The following is a 12,760-nucleotide window of genomic DNA, read 5'->3' on the forward strand; positions in this document are numbered from 1 at the left end:
AAAGCAAAGGCTAGGCACGTTAAATTTTGTCGGAAAACGGCCTAACCTATTAACAATCCGGCAAAAAATTCGAATACATGGAGAGTATATTATGCGTGAATTAACCACAATTGAAATTGAACTGGTTATTGGTGGAGTGCTATCGAATACAACAGTTAATGAAGGAGACTTTGAAAGGAAAGATAGGCCTGGGTTTGGCATGCCACACTTGCCTGTACCAACAGAAACTGATGATTGAGTTATTTTTTAGATAAGGAGTAATGTTCTCCTTATCTAAATATCATTTAAAGAATAGTAAACTGGTTAGTAACTATCACATGCTTAAGTGAGTAGCTTTTATTACGCGCTTATTTTTATGCTGAAATGACTAGATGAGTTTGCTCTACTATTAGCTATTGAAAGTTCTGTTTATGCAAAAGTTTTTATTAATTTTCTTTATCACTTACATCATAACCAGAGTTGCTTTTTTTACTTTTGATTTTTCTATTTCAAAAAGTAGTAGCTTGGTAGATTATTTTATCGATATATCTGCGTTCATTTTAGTGTACTTCGTTGTTTCTAAGATCGTTTGTTTTGTATTAAAAAGAGATAAAAGAAGCGATAGCAGTGATTCTAATTGTAAGTGATAGACTGTTGTTTTCGTAGAATGAAGCCCTGTTTCGGCGGTGATTGCAGACCGAATTTGAGTTTTGGCTAGCTTTGACAAAAAACCGTTTTGAAGAGGGACTCTCGCTATGAGCTTTTGCCCCTCTCTAATAGGTGATGTTTATAAAGCTTTCTTAAGGGTAAAAACTCAGCATTAACGATATAAACACGCCGGTGATGATCAGCTGCACAAGGCAAAAGCCCATGATGTCTTTGGCTTTTAAGCCGGCAATAGCAAGTACGGGGAGTGCCCAGAACGGCTGAATAAGGTTAGTCCAAGCATCGCCCCATGCGACAGCCATAGCAACCCGTGGCATATCCGCGCCAAGTGTTTGTGCTGCAGGAATGACAATCGGCGCTTGCACTGCCCATTGGCCGCCGCCTGACGGCACAAATATATTTACAAACCCTGCACTTAAAAAGCTCCAAAATGGTAGTGTTTCGGCTGTTGCAATGGCAATAAATCCTTCAGAGATTTGTTGAGCAAGTCCTGTTTTTACCATAATCGCCATGATGCCCGCATAAAAGGGAAATTGAATCACAATACCAGCGCCACTAGGGATTGCTTGCTGTAAGCTGCTAAGTAAATTATGCGGCGTTTGATGCAGTAAAATTGCGCTAAATAAGAAAATAGCGATCACGCTATTTAAGTTTAAGCCGCCTTCGTTTAGTACAAAATAATAGAATAAATAGGCAAGACCAAAGGCACCTATCCCCATACCAAGCAAACGACTATGTTCAATTACTTCGGCAGGGCGTGTAGGTGTATCTGCTTGCTTTGATTCATCTTCAAGCTTTGCAGGGTCAACATAAACGCTGTCTTTTTCGCTTGGCAACATATAGCGATTTACCAGCGGCATGATAATAAACAAGCCCACAACAATAGCGATGTTAAATGCCGAAAAAATCGTGTTTTCGGTGCCTATTACCCCAATACTTTGCTCTGCAAAGTGGCCATCGGTTGCGATTGTCAGCGGCACTGAACCGGCTAAGCCGCCATGCCAAACAATAAAGCCCGAATAGGCACTGGCCACTAACAAACGGTAATCTACGCGGGTTTGCTTCGCAATTGCCTTGGCGAACAAAGCGCCAATCACTAAACCAAAGCCCCAATTTAGCCAGCTTGCTAATAAAGACACGAAAGTAACGAGTATGATCGCTTTAGCAGGGCTGTTGGCAAGAGTCGCGAGTTTGTTGAGTATACTGCGCATTACCGGGGTGCTCGCTAGCATGTAGCCCGTTAGCAGCACTAGCAGCATTTGCATGGCAAATTGTAATAGGTTCCAAAATCCACCACCCCAAGCCGCGAGCACTTGCGTGGGCGTTGACGGCGTAAAGAGGCTCGCAACGATAAAGCTCAGCAAGGTGAGTAATATAACAAATACAAACGGGTCGGGTAGATAACGCTCTACTAGTTTAGTGAATGGTTTGGCAACGCGATTTAGCATAGTTTTTATTGTTGTCGTCGAATCGATAATGCCAATAAATCATGATTAACGATGATTGGCAAATTGCGACGTCGTTGCTTTAGCTTATGCCTTTAAAAACTGATGCTAAATGCACTTACTGTGAATCTTGCTCTAGCACGGCTTTTAAGCGGGCTTGAACTTCTTCTACTAACAGTATTGGCTGGAATTTTGATAAGAAGGCATTACAACCAACCTTCTCAACTAAAGCTTGGTTAAAGCTACCACTCAAAGATGTATTAAGCACAATATGTAGGTTCTTCATGCGGCTGTCGTTACGAATTTCGTGTGTTAAACGGTAGCCATCCATTGCTGGCATTTCAGCATCGGTGATCACCATGAGCAATTCTTTCTCAACATCTTTACCTTGATCAGCCCAGCCTTTTAGCATTTCGAGTGCTTCAAGTCCGTTACGAGCAGGTATGATTTCGATACCAAGTTGCGACAAGGTATCGCTTACTTGCTTACGGGCAGTTGGCGAATCATCGGCGTGAAGAATTTTGCGGCCTGCAAACTCGTTCACGATGCTTTTATCTAGAATGTCTTCAGATATTTGGACTTCGTACTCAACGATTTCGGCGAGCACTTTTTCTACGTCGATAATTTCAACCAGCTGCTCTTGGCCATCGCGTTTTACTTTAGTTAAGGCTGTTAGGTAATGATTTTTACCAATTGCAGTTGGTGGTGGCATGATATCTGACCATGTCATATTGATGATTTGATCAACTTTACCAATTAAAAAGCCTTGCACGGTACGATTGTACTCGGTGATAACGAGGTTTGTATCTTCGATGTGTTTAGCTTCAGGCATGTTTATCGCTCTGCGCAAATCAATCACCGGAATTGATTCGCCACGAATTGTTACGACCCCTGATACTTTAGGGTGTGCATGGGGAATTTTACTAATTTGCGGTAACTTCACCACTTCTTTAACTTTAAACACATTGAGAGCGAATAAGTGGCGACTGTGTAGGTAAAATAGTAAAAGCTCTAAGCGGTTTTCACCGACCAGTTGCGTACGCTTATCGACGGAAGCAAGAACACCTGACATATTTCACCCTAAACACCTAATACAGAGATAGTATAGTCTACTATCATTTTTCATCGACATGCATTAGTAATTTTCCATCAGTTGCCAAAATGCAAGCATTACAGTACCGTATCGATAATTTCTTCCACTATAAATCGCAAGGATTATGCATCATATATTTAATCGTTTAGTGGTACTTATTCGCAGTCACATTGATCAAGTAAGTTGGCAGGCTGTGGTATTTACTACGCTTTTGCATATGTTACTTATTTGGTGGCTGCTTATGCTTGCAGGAGAGCAAGCGCTCACACCACTTAGTACTTATTTTTATTATTATGTAGTAACTACATCTACAGTTGGCTATGGCGATTTTAGTGCTAGCACTGAGCTTGGCCGTTGGATCGTCGCATTACTGCAAATACCTTTTGGTTTAGCATTATTTGGCGTTCTGTTAGGAAAAACAGGGCAAACAGTAACTTATTTAATTAGGCGCGCTATGACGGGTGATAAAAGTTTCGCACATATAAACAATCACATTATTATCTTTGGTTGGCACGATACACGTACTAAAAAGATGGTTGACTATATCTTGGCCGATCATAAACGCTTAGATCGTCGTATTTTATTGGCGGTTACTGAACAAATGGAACATCCGTTTTTAGCAAATCCAATGGTTGATTTTGCTCGTCTAAGTAGCTTTACTGATTTAGATGAGTTGAAAAGAATTGCCATTGATCGCGCCGACAAAGTTATCATTGATGGCCAAGACGATGACCAAACGTTTACAACAGCCCTGCGCATTAGCAAGTTGGTCAATGAACAGTGCCACATTAGTGCGCACTTTGATGATGAAACTAAAATCGAAATGCTACATGAGCATTGCCACAATGTTGAATGTAGCAGTGCCAAATCAGCCGAGATATTAGTGCGTTCAATGCAAGACCCAGGTTCAAGTCGTGTGCAAGAAGAGCTGTTATCGACACTACATGGGGATACTCAGTTTAGTTTACCTATCCCAAAAGGCGTGCAAGCAATGGAATTTGGCAAGCTGTTTCATCACTTTAAATATAGTCACGATGCTATACTGCTGGGTGTTGCACATAATTTGAGTGCAAAAAATATGGACTTAAACCCGCCACTTGATTATGTAGTAAGTGAGGGAGATATTTTGCATTATATTGCTGCGGAGCGTGTTTTGAGTGACGAAGTTGATTGGTCTGCGTTGGTTTGATGAGCTATGAATGAAGTTGTGTTTTTAATTATTGTACTCAGTGCCTACATTTTACCTGTGGTCATTGTGCTCAATAGTAAACGCACACAAGGCCACGAAAAGAATGCTTGGTTAATAGGTATCATCTTCTTTTCGTGGTTAGCTTTGGTAATGTATTTAACAATCATCCCTAAACACGGGCGGGTCAAAAAACACCGTAAAGTAAAACCTAAGGGTTAACTTACACCTTAAGCTTACAGCAGCTGTATCACTTCAACTGTTTTAGTTTATGATCTATCACAGGATCATCGGGTGAGAGTTGCTGAGCCACTTCTAAGACCTTAATAGCATCGTTTGGGTGTTCATCTTGATGTTTGATTGCAACATCAATCAGCGGTTGCACATCAATTGCATTCTTTTGCTCTTGTATATGCTCAGCTTTTTCTTCAGCTAAAATTGTATGCGCGGTGCTCAGTAAGGCTAATCGATGTGGTGAACTCTTATTTGCCTTATTTAGGCGACGATAATAGTCTTCTTTAAAGCGCAGCGTTTTTGTTTGCTGGCGGAACTGAGCTATATCAACTTGCTGGTGGCTAATAAAATCAACAGCAACATCTTTATAAAAACCAAACTTATTTAAATATGTTGCATGAATACTATGACCCATACCAAACACGCGTAAATGGGTTAGTTGAGGGTAGCGTTTAGCATGAGCTCGGTCGATGCGATTAGTTGGGTCGTAAATAATATAACCCTTTGCATGACCTAAATCTAAATCGTGGTAATCACCGTTCCAATCAAATTTTTGCGCGATGTCGGTACTTGAACGATCATCCCATGGCGCTTTTTCTTTATTTTTTGTGCTAACAGGGTGAAAGAGTAAAACTTTATCAAGCTTTAATAGATTGGCAAAGGCGCCAACGGCAAAGCCTCCTCGGCTCAAACCGTAGCCTAATCGTTCTTTGAAGCCGCCAATCAGTGGTGCTAGCTGCTCAATGAAAAACAACAGATTACGGTGCCTAAACCAGTTGCTAATGCCTAAATGTTGAAAGGCGATGATATTTACATCTTGCTTTTTCGCGAGCTTATAAGCCCAAGGCGAAAAATCATCATTAATATCATGCTCTTGATAATTTGTTCCAGCAGGAGAGAAGGTAATTAGCAGGGGCTTATTGGCATCAATGATATGGTATTTCACATAAACATCGCCGAGCAAATCACCGCCAGTCATAGGGACAAGGCTTTGTTGCTCATCGCGTTGGAGGTTGGTCCATTCCTCTAACCAATACAATAATTTCATACATCCCCCACGTTACCTCTAAAATAAAGGGGCAAAATTATAGCAAAAATAGCAGCTAATTAAAAATGGCTTCCATTTTAGAATCTTAGCTTTCGCTCATTGCTATGATCTGTTGCCAGTCATGTTCGGTGACTGGCATTACTGACAATCGGCCACCTTTTTTAAGGGCGATTTCGGTAATTGAGTGATTGGCTTTAATCGCTTGCAGGCTAACTAGCTTTTTAAGGTGTGATTGGTATTGCACATCGACCACAAACCAGCGCGGGTTATCAGCGGTTGCTTTGGCGTCGTAGTAATCGCTATTTAAATCAAACTGTGTTGGGTCGGCATAGGCTTCGCGAGTCACCAAAGCGATACCTGCAACACCCACCTGTTTACAACTTGAATGATAAATCATCACCAAGTCACCGTGCTTGATACCATCGCGAAGAAAGTTGCGAGCTTGATAATTCCGCACGCCATCCCACATAGAGGTTTGCTCAGGTGCGTTTTTTAGATCATCAATTGAAAATGCATCGGGTTCGGTTTTAAAAAGCCAATAAGCCATAATAAGGTGCTCTTACAAAGATTTACTTCCAATTAGTCTATAGTATCATTAAACGCTTGTCGGGATTGAGGATAAATAAATGAGCCAAGTATTAGATGACCTACTGTCATTAATGTCGTTAGAAGAGATAGAGCAAGGCTTATATCGCGGGCAAAGCCAAGATTTAGGGTTTAGAGCTGTATTCGGCGGCCAAGTAATGGGCCAAGCCCTATCTGCTGCAAAAGAAACATTACCACAAGGTCGTATTGTTCACTCTTTACACTCTTACTTTTTGCGCCCAGGTGATGCTGCAAAGCCGATTGTCTATGATGTAGAGAATATCCGTGATGGTAAAAGTTTTAGTACTCGCCGTGTAAAAGCAATTCAATATGGTAAGCCGATTTTTTACATGACTGCTTCTTTCCAAGGTGAAGAAGAGGGCTTATCACACCAAGCGCAGATGCCTGATGTACCTCAGCCTGAAGAACTAAAGTCATCGCTTGAATTTTACCAAGCAAATGCAGAGCTTATTCCTGAACCAATTCGAAATAAGTTCATTCGTGAAGTGCCAATTGAAATGCGCCCTGTGACTTTTCATAACCCATTCAAACCACAAGTGATGGAGCCAGTTAAGCATATTTGGTTTAAAGCTAATGGCGAGATGCCTGACGATCAGCGCATTCATAATTACTTACTTGCGTACGCATCTGACTTTGAATTTTTACCAACTGCATTACAGCCGCACGGCGTATCGTTTATGCAGCCGAATATGCAGGTTGCAACAATTGACCATGCAATGTGGTTTCACCGCCCGTTTAGACTAGACGATTGGATTTTATATTCGATTGATAGCCCAAGTGCGAGCTCGGGTCGTGGTTTGGTGCGAGGTCAGTTCTTTGACCGTCAAGGCAATTTGGTTGCCTCAACGATCCAAGAAGGGGTCATGCGTCAGCGTTAATCTTTTACGTGCTGAGCTTGGCTTTGCACTATATCGTCAATTGACTGCCAGACCCGTGCTGGCAGCAATGCTTTAAGATATAAATACACTTCACACAGCTCATTGCTGCCCGTTAGGCCTTGCTCTGTTTCGGTAATTAGCTTTTGCTCTCGCAAGCTTGAAATAAAACCAATAAGTACTTTTTTGTCGAAGAACTCAGGGGTTTTAATGCCGTGCAAGGTGCCTAAGCGCTCTGCTAACACTTGGCTTTCATGTTCAAGTTCTTCACGCTCAATACCACTGCTAGTTTGAATAAAACCAACCACGATAGCGTAGCGTTGTAGTGTTAAGCTTAGGGCACGACCGAGCATTTCGAGTTTCGCTAAGCAATCGTTGCTGTTAGTGATCTTGATATTATCGCCATCAATTTCAATCAGGTCTTGATCAACGAAGCTTGCGAGTACGCGAGTAATGTAGTTTTCATCTAGCTCGTGTAAGAACCACTCTTTGGCAAACAACGGATAAAAACGTGCAATCAAGGCTTGGCAATCAGCCATGGTAGTTTGATGTGCTTTGAATAAATGCAGCGCCAATAAGCTCGGTACTGCAAATAAGTGCAACACGTTATTACGGTAGTAGTTGAATAGTGTTTTTTCTTTATCGTTAATCGCGATAATTTCACCAAACTCGTCACTTATCACATCAAACTTATTAAGTTTAAGTGCATGCTCTAATAGCTGCTCGGCGCTTTCGTCTGGTGTGGTCACCTTTTCGCTGTAGCTTGCGCTACGCTGTAAATGTAAATAAAACTCTAGCTGAGCAATCAGCTTAGGTTTACTTAACGCGTGCTTATCATTTACCAGTAAAATCATCGCAAGTAGATTCACTGCATTGAGTGCAGCGGCGCTATTAATATTAACCATTACCTTATCAGCGAGGTTAGCGACCTGCGGTCCAAGCCATTGTGGTTTTTGCACGTCGGTTGGGTGGATCGATTCTCGCCAATCAGGTTGTTGATCATTGAGGTATTGGTTTATCGATATAGGGTCGCCAAAGTTTAAATAACCACGACCATAGTTTTTCAGGTTTTTAATTGCTTTAAAGATACCTAATACCGACTCACCTTTTTTATCGTTACCGGCAAGCTCTTTTAAGTAAGTATTAATTTCCATTACGTGCTCATAACCAATGTATACAGGCACAATCGAAATAGGGCGATCAATGCCGCGTAACATAGCTTGTAATGTCATAGCGAGCATACCTGTTTTTGGCGGTAACAAGCGACCAGTACGGCTACGACCACCTTCAGTGTAAAACTTTACTGAATAACCTTTGATAAATAACTGGCTCAGGTACTCTTTAAATACTGACGAATACAGTTTATTGCCCGCGAATGAGCGGCGAATAAAGAAAGCACCACTGCGACGGAAAATCCCCCCTGCTGGGAAGAAGTTTAAGTTAATACCCGCAGCGATATGTGGCGGAACTAACCCTAAATGGTAAATAGAATAGGTCAGCAATAAGTAATCCATATGCGATCGGTGACATGGCATATAGATAATTTCGTGGCCTTTATCTGTAAGCTCATGCACCTGCTCAGAAAACTTAATATCAATCCCGTTATAAAGCTTATTCCACAGCCAAGTTAAAATACGGTCTGCAACACGAATGGTGGCATCGCTATAATTGGCGGCAATCTCATCAAGTAGCTTCAGCGCATTTTGGCGAGCTTGCTCTTGGCTGATGTTTTTTTCTTTCGCTTCTATTTGAATTGCTTTTTTTATTGTTGGTGAGGCAAGTAGCGAATTAAATAGCTGCTCACGTGATGGCATTTTCGGGCCTGTCGCTGCCAATTTTTGACGACGAAAGTGCACGCGGGCTACACGTAATAGTTTATGCGGTAGCTCATCAACCTCAGCTTTTTCATTGACCAATAACGATAAATCGAGCGGCTGACTAAAGCGGATAAAATTATCGCGCCCAGAAAATAGCAACACAAAGAATTTACGAAACCAGCTGGGTGTTAATGAATGAGACACCAAAGTACCTAAACCAGGCTTTTCTTTGCCTGGGTTTCGGCCCCATAAAATAGTCACCGGGATCACTTGGACGTTTTTCTCACCTGATTGCATCAGGTGGTCAATAATTTGTTTGCCTTGCTGCAGGGCATTGCTTGGTTTGCTTTTATTACCAAATAGCGGTGGTGGGTTTTGAATACCTATAAAGCGATCAAGTTCTGCATTACCTAATAACTGCTCTTCGGTCGGGTTAGGTAAGCCGTATTTTTTACATACCCTTGCCAGTGCCGCTAAATCAGAGCGTGCATTTAACCTAACAATATAAAAAGTAGGGTTGGCTGGGTTTAGATTGTATTGTTCAATCGGATTTTCTGGCAGTACCTTACTTTTTACAAACAAGCGGTTCATACCGGCAGAAATGAAATTTAAACAACGATTAATGATACGCATCAACTCACCAAAGTTATTAGTAGATATTAAATAGACCGAGTGTGGTCAAAAATAAGCGGCATAGAATAACAATTATTAACTGGACTGACCATTTAAAAGCGATTTTCTAGCCTCTTTACTCGCACAAGTATAATTTAAAGACGCTAATGTTATTGATAAAGTTCGAAAATTAAACAAAATTTAATTTAGACCTTTGAGATTTTCAAAATAGTTGTTGCATTTATCACCAATCTATCTATAATACGCAGGCTTTCAAAATTCCCTCGGGAACTTGGAAGGAAAGATTAAGCTTGGATTTCAAGCTAATAAACAGGAATTCCGATTTGGAATTCATCGTAGATATAAGAAAGCAGCCGACATCTTAGTTATTAAGATTGTTTCGGTCGTTTTTTTATGCTCTTTTTAAATGCTCTTTATATTGAGGTTTAAGAATGTCAAATCAACGCATTCGTATTCGCCTAAAAGCTTTTGACCACCGTTTGATTGACCAATCAACGGCGGAAATCGTGGAAACTGCGAAACGCACTGGCGCACAAGTACGTGGTCCAATCCCACTACCTACACGCTTTGAACGTTTTACTGTACTAACTTCACCGCACGTTAACAAAGACGCGCGTGATCAGTACGAAATCCGCACCCATAAACGTCTGATCGACATCGTAGAACCAACTGACAAGACTGTTGACGCTCTAATGCGTTTAGATCTTGCTGCTGGTGTTGATGTTCAAATCAGCCTGGGTTAATCGGAAGATTAGAGAGGTTTTAGGAAAATGGCATTAGGTCTAGTCGGTCGTAAAGTGGGTATGACACGTATCTTCACTGAAGATGGTGTATCTATCCCTGTGACAGTTATCGAAGCGACACCTAACCGCATTGCTCAGATCAAATCTGAAGCAACTGACGGTTATAACGCGCTTCAAGTAACCGCAGGCACTAAAAAAGCAAGCCGTGTAAACAAAGCAGCAGCGGGTCACTTCGCTAAAGCTGGTGTTGAAGCGGGTCGCGGTCTGTGGGAATTCCGCCTAAATGGTGGTGAAGGCGATTTTGAAGTAGGCGCTGAGCTTACTGTTGAATTATTCAACGAAATCAACAAAGTTGACGTAACCGGTACTTCTAAAGGTAAAGGTTTCCAAGGTGGTGTTAAGCGCTGGAACTTCAGCATGCAAGACGCTACTCACGGTAACTCTCTATCTCACCGTGCTCCTGGTTCAATCGGTCAAAACCAATCACCTGGTAAGGTGTTTAAAGGTAAGAAAATGGCCGGTCACATGGGTGCTGAGCGTGTAACGACTCAAAACTTAGAACTAGTTCGCGTTGACGCTGAGCGTAACTTGCTTTTAGTTAAAGGTGCAGTACCTGGCGCTATCGGCGGTGACGTTATCGTTAAACCAGCTGTTAAAGCATAAGTCCTGGAGATTTAGTGATGGAATTAGCAATTAAAGACGCTTCTGGCGCTCTTGAAGTTTCTGAAGCTACTTTTGGACGTGAGTTTAACGAAGCATTAGTACACCAAGTAGTTGTTGCTTACGCAGCAGGTGCTCGTCAAGGTACTCGTGCTCAGAAGACACGTTCTGAAGTTAGCGGTGGTGGTAAAAAACCATGGTCTCAAAAAGGTACTGGCCGTGCACGTGCTGGTACAATTCGTAGCCCAATTTGGCGTTCAGGTGGCGTTAGCTTCGCAGCTAAACCACAAGATCACAGCCAAAAAGTAAACCGTAAAATGTACCGCGGTGCGATCAAAAGCATCTTATCTGAATTAGTTCGTCAAGAGCGTTTAATCGTTGTTGAGCAGTTTGGTCTTGAAGCACCAAAAACTAAAGAACTAGTTTCTAAGCTTAAAGAACTTGAGCTTAAAGATGTTCTAATCGTGACTGAAGAAGTAGATGAGAATCTTTTCTTATCGGCACGTAACCTATACAAGGTTGACACGCGTGATGTAGCTGGTATCGATCCTGTAAGCCTAATCGCTTTCGATAAGGTACTTATTACAGCTGCTGCTGTTAAGCAACTTGAGGAGGCGCTAGCATGATCCGTGAAGAACGTCTTTTAAAAGTGATCCTTGCTCCACACATCTCTGAAAAAAGCACTATCGCTGCTGAAGAGAACAACACGATTGTTTTCAAAGTAGCTTCTGATGCAACTAAAGCTGAAATCAAAGCTGCAGCAGAAAAGCTTTTTGAAGTAGAAGTAACTGGTGTTCGCACACTAAACGTTAAGGGTAAAACAAAACGTACTGGCATGCGTTTCGGTCGTCGTTCAGACTGGAAGAAAGCTTACGTTACTCTTAAAGAAGGTAGCGAGCTAGACTTTGTCGGCGGCGCCGAGTAATAAGGGGAGTTAGAATTATGGCACTTCAAAAGTGTAAACCAACTTCTGCGGGTCGTCGTCACCTGGTTAAAGTGGTTAACCCAGATCTACATAAGGGTAAACCTTACGCACCACTACTAGAGAAAAACTCTAAGTCTGGTGGTCGTAATAACAAAGGTCGTATCACGGTTCGTCATATCGGTGGTGGTCATAAGCATCATTACCGTGTAATCGACTTTAAACGCACTAAAGATGGCATTCCAGCTGTTGTTGAGCGTCTAGAGTATGATCCAAACCGTAGCGCAAACATCGCTCTTGTATTATATGCAGACGGTGAGCGTCGTTACATCATTGCACCTAAAGGTTTAAAAGCTGGTGATTCAATCCAATCTGGTATTGATGCACCAATCAAAGCTGGTAACACGTTACCAATGCGTAACATACCTGTAGGTTCGACTGTTCACAACGTAGAATTAAAACCAGGTAAAGGCGCGCAAATCGCACGTTCTGCTGGTGCATACGTTCAAATCCTTGCTCGTGAAGGTCAATACGTGACTCTACGTCTTCGTTCTGGCGAAGTTCGTAAAGTTCCAGCTGACTGTCGCGCAACACTTGGTGAAGTAGGCAACTCTGAGCATATGCTTCGTTCACTAGGTAAAGCTGGTGCAAATCGCTGGCGTGGTATCCGTCCGACAGTTCGTGGTGTTGCCATGAACCCGGTAGATCACCCGCACGGTGGTGGTGAAGGTCGTACATCTGGTGGTCGTCATCCTGTGTCTCCATGGGGTAAGCCGACTAAAGGTGCTAAGACACGTAAGAACAAGCGTACTGATAAATTTATCGTACGTCGTCGTACTAAATAATAGTTGAG

14 protein-coding genes are annotated in these 12,760 nt (G+C 42.1%); 9 read left to right on the forward strand and 5 right to left on the reverse strand.

The window, feature by feature from the left end; translation table 11 throughout:
* Positions 1-91 precede the first annotated feature (91 nt).
* A complete protein-coding gene (locus tag MTF66_RS35845; RefSeq protein WP_161805755.1) occupies positions 92-238 on the forward strand; it encodes a hypothetical protein in 147 nt (48 codons plus the stop codon).
* A 541-nt stretch (positions 239-779) separates the two neighbouring features.
* Here MTF66_RS35845 and MTF66_RS35850 read toward each other — a convergent pair.
* A complete protein-coding gene (locus MTF66_RS35850) occupies positions 780-2,093 on the reverse strand; it encodes a short-chain fatty acid transporter (RefSeq protein ID WP_248530153.1) in 1,314 nt (437 codons plus the stop codon).
* Positions 2,094-2,208: 115 nt separating this feature from the next.
* Positions 2,209-3,162, reverse strand: coding sequence for a chemotaxis protein CheV (locus MTF66_RS35855; protein ID WP_248530154.1), 954 nt, complete (start codon positions 3,160-3,162; stop codon positions 2,209-2,211).
* Between the two features lie 145 nt (positions 3,163-3,307).
* Here MTF66_RS35855 and MTF66_RS35860 point away from each other — a divergent pair, with 145 nt between their 5' ends.
* On the forward strand, positions 3,308-4,372 hold the full coding sequence (locus MTF66_RS35860; RefSeq protein ID WP_248530155.1) for a potassium channel family protein: 1,065 nt from the start codon (positions 3,308-3,310) through the stop codon (positions 4,370-4,372).
* 6 nt (positions 4,373-4,378) lie between these two features.
* Entirely contained in the window at positions 4,379-4,591 is a 213-nt protein-coding gene (locus MTF66_RS35865; protein WP_054563926.1) for a hypothetical protein, read from the forward strand.
* Between the two features lie 28 nt (positions 4,592-4,619).
* Here MTF66_RS35865 and MTF66_RS35870 read toward each other — a convergent pair whose 3' ends face one another.
* The gene (locus MTF66_RS35870; RefSeq protein ID WP_248530156.1) at positions 4,620-5,651 is read right to left on the reverse strand and encodes a cytosolic protein; all 1,032 of its coding nucleotides are present in this window, start codon (positions 5,649-5,651) and stop codon (positions 4,620-4,622) included.
* 85 nt (positions 5,652-5,736) lie between these two features.
* A complete protein-coding gene (locus MTF66_RS35875) occupies positions 5,737-6,198 on the reverse strand; it encodes an EVE domain-containing protein (RefSeq protein WP_058583714.1) in 462 nt (153 codons plus the stop codon).
* A 79-nt stretch (positions 6,199-6,277) separates the two neighbouring features.
* Here MTF66_RS35875 and tesB point away from each other — a divergent pair, with 79 nt between their 5' ends.
* Complete coding sequence (gene tesB / locus MTF66_RS35880) at positions 6,278-7,135, forward strand: acyl-CoA thioesterase II (protein WP_054552365.1); 858 nt, start codon at positions 6,278-6,280, stop codon at positions 7,133-7,135.
* Here tesB and plsB read toward each other — a convergent pair.
* Positions 7,132-9,582, reverse strand: a complete 2,451-nt coding sequence (plsB, locus tag MTF66_RS35885) for a glycerol-3-phosphate 1-O-acyltransferase PlsB (RefSeq protein WP_062564692.1) — start codon at positions 9,580-9,582, stop codon at positions 7,132-7,134. The two genes, tesB and plsB, sit on opposite strands and share 4 nt — an antisense overlap.
* Before the next feature lie 431 nt (positions 9,583-10,013).
* On the opposite strand from plsB, the gene rpsJ reads away from it, so the two are divergent.
* Genes rpsJ through rplB form a run of 5 tightly spaced genes read left to right on the forward strand, consistent with a single transcriptional unit; the run spans position 10,014 to position 12,752 of the window.
* A complete protein-coding gene (rpsJ, locus tag MTF66_RS35890; RefSeq protein ID WP_002957900.1) occupies positions 10,014-10,325 on the forward strand; it encodes a 30S ribosomal protein S10 in 312 nt (103 codons plus the stop codon).
* A gap of 27 nt (positions 10,326-10,352) precedes the next feature.
* Positions 10,353-10,988, forward strand: coding sequence for a 50S ribosomal protein L3 (gene rplC / locus MTF66_RS35895; protein ID WP_036974218.1), 636 nt, complete (start codon positions 10,353-10,355; stop codon positions 10,986-10,988).
* Between the two features lie 17 nt (positions 10,989-11,005).
* Positions 11,006-11,611, forward strand: coding sequence for a 50S ribosomal protein L4 (gene rplD / locus MTF66_RS35900; protein WP_054552367.1), 606 nt, complete (start codon positions 11,006-11,008; stop codon positions 11,609-11,611).
* Positions 11,608-11,910 carry a 50S ribosomal protein L23 gene (gene rplW / locus MTF66_RS35905; protein WP_054552368.1) on the forward strand — a complete coding sequence of 101 codons (303 nt, stop codon included), beginning with the start codon at positions 11,608-11,610 and terminating at the stop codon, positions 11,908-11,910. Before rplD ends, rplW begins: the two co-directional genes overlap by 4 nt.
* Before the next feature lie 17 nt (positions 11,911-11,927).
* Positions 11,928-12,752, forward strand: a complete 825-nt coding sequence (rplB, locus tag MTF66_RS35910) for a 50S ribosomal protein L2 (RefSeq protein ID WP_248530157.1) — start codon at positions 11,928-11,930, stop codon at positions 12,750-12,752.
* The last annotated feature ends 8 nt before the right edge of the window (positions 12,753-12,760 follow it).

It is taken from the genome of Pseudoalteromonas sp. 2CM39R (genome assembly GCF_023161845.1).

What these genes read in the sequence shown, in the direction of transcription:
- MTF66_RS35845 (WP_161805755.1), top strand. Translation starts at nt 92, where the DNA reads ATGCGTGAATTAACCACAATTGAAATTGAACTGGTTATTGGTGGAGTG.
- MTF66_RS35850 (WP_248530153.1), bottom strand. Translation starts at nt 2,093, where the DNA reads ATGCTAAATCGCGTTGCCAAACCATTCACTAAACTAGTAGAGCGTTAT.
- MTF66_RS35855 (WP_248530154.1), bottom strand. Translation starts at nt 3,162, where the DNA reads ATGTCAGGTGTTCTTGCTTCCGTCGATAAGCGTACGCAACTGGTCGGT.
- MTF66_RS35860 (WP_248530155.1), top strand. Translation starts at nt 3,308, where the DNA reads ATGCATCATATATTTAATCGTTTAGTGGTACTTATTCGCAGTCACATT.
- MTF66_RS35865 (WP_054563926.1), top strand. Translation starts at nt 4,379, where the DNA reads ATGAATGAAGTTGTGTTTTTAATTATTGTACTCAGTGCCTACATTTTA.
- MTF66_RS35870 (WP_248530156.1), bottom strand. Translation starts at nt 5,651, where the DNA reads ATGAAATTATTGTATTGGTTAGAGGAATGGACCAACCTCCAACGCGAT.
- MTF66_RS35875 (WP_058583714.1), bottom strand. Translation starts at nt 6,198, where the DNA reads ATGGCTTATTGGCTTTTTAAAACCGAACCCGATGCATTTTCAATTGAT.
- tesB (WP_054552365.1), top strand. Translation starts at nt 6,278, where the DNA reads ATGAGCCAAGTATTAGATGACCTACTGTCATTAATGTCGTTAGAAGAG.
- plsB (WP_062564692.1), bottom strand. Translation starts at nt 9,582, where the DNA reads ATGCGTATCATTAATCGTTGTTTAAATTTCATTTCTGCCGGTATGAAC.
- rpsJ (WP_002957900.1), top strand. Translation starts at nt 10,014, where the DNA reads ATGTCAAATCAACGCATTCGTATTCGCCTAAAAGCTTTTGACCACCGT.
- rplC (WP_036974218.1), top strand. Translation starts at nt 10,353, where the DNA reads ATGGCATTAGGTCTAGTCGGTCGTAAAGTGGGTATGACACGTATCTTC.
- rplD (WP_054552367.1), top strand. Translation starts at nt 11,006, where the DNA reads ATGGAATTAGCAATTAAAGACGCTTCTGGCGCTCTTGAAGTTTCTGAA.
- rplW (WP_054552368.1), top strand. Translation starts at nt 11,608, where the DNA reads ATGATCCGTGAAGAACGTCTTTTAAAAGTGATCCTTGCTCCACACATC.
- rplB (WP_248530157.1), top strand. Translation starts at nt 11,928, where the DNA reads ATGGCACTTCAAAAGTGTAAACCAACTTCTGCGGGTCGTCGTCACCTG.